Origin of the sequence: Salinivibrio sp. PR6, from assembly GCF_001995955.1 — a bacterium.
Classification (GTDB): domain Bacteria; phylum Pseudomonadota; class Gammaproteobacteria; order Enterobacterales; family Vibrionaceae; genus Salinivibrio; species Salinivibrio siamensis.
Map to the genome: position 1 here is coordinate 1 of NZ_MUFA01000045.1, position 1,255 is coordinate 1,255.

Annotated in this window: 1 protein-coding gene; it reads right to left on the reverse strand. The window is 41.4% G+C overall.

The window, feature by feature from the left end:
- Positions 1-13: 13 nt before the first annotated feature.
- Entirely contained in the window at positions 14-1,171 is a 1,158-nt protein-coding gene (locus tag BZG72_RS15980) for a MarR family transcriptional regulator (RefSeq protein ID WP_077667281.1), read from the reverse strand.
- Positions 1,172-1,255 lie beyond the last annotated feature (84 nt).

The window sequence follows — 1,255 nt, forward strand, 5'->3', positions numbered from 1 at the left end:
GTAACTTTGCTGTTTAAGAGAGCAATTGATGTTTTTTGATGATCTGGTGTATGCGTTGTCTACTAAGACTAAGAGTCCTAGCGATTTCACTTAAGTTAGTTTTGCTATTCGTAACTAGCTGTTGTTTTAACAGATCTTTGATCAACTGGTGTTGTTCTAGATTTGCTCCATATCCAACGCCTGGGCCACGCTTAGTTTCAATGCTATTGATTCGTTCTACACATTCGAAGCGATGCAAGATCCCGACTAATGATGTCCAAGTGTTCAACTCACTGAAAAGCGTTAGGCACTCTTTTTCATTCCACGTATTTGGTTCTGTAGAATCTAAGCATCTCACGATCGCGATACACCACGAAGGCCAGTTTCTAAAATCATCTGGTTTGATTTGTTTTATTTTTTTATAGCTAGCTGGATAAGTCACTTTGCATGTCTGAACAATGTTCTTTGATAGTGAGATCCAGTCCCCTGATATAGCGCTATCTTTGCAGTGACGTAAGAAGACTCGTGGATGCGGCGCATAGCCGCTGACCAGATCATAAAGTTGTCGTCCCAACTTTTTCTGTTTGTTCGGTTTTACCAGGTACTTTTCGTATGCCTCGCAATTTTCGTTAGGTAGATGTTTCAATGCAGTGATAGCTGCGTATTTTTGCTGTTTATAAAGTCTAGTAGACTTGATGGGATGGTGTTTTTCGCAGTAGTAATGGGATCGGCTGCGTAGACGGAAGCACAGAGCACAATACGGAAGTACACTGTTCCAGCGCATTGTTTCTTCTTGATGCTGGGGAGTGAGTGAACGTAAATCTTTTAACCCCCAGAGCACTTGATCTACATAATCAGTGTGTTGTTGGCTATCAAGCCCGAATCCACGCAACGCTAGCACCGCTTCAATGAGTTTAATTGTTTTATTTAATCCGCCGTAACTTTCGACGATCTCGGCAAGATGGATAGCGTTAGAACTGCTGTACTTTTTGAGTACGGAGCCATGTTGACTGAGTAACTTGGTAAACCATGGCTCTAGAACAATGTTCCGAACAGCATCGACAGCGTATAGGTACCCAGAGCGACGTCGCTGAGCAATTCTACAGCCTTGAGATTCGGCTTGGTTTTTTAAGTCATTGATTGCTTTTTCTAGCTGTATTTTCAATGCATTGCGTGTTTGATCCAAGTCCATTAGTCATCATGTCAACATAGTTTTTTGCTTATTCTATATTATGTTCAAGGAGATGAGAATCTAAGATGCGACTAAATAATAGAG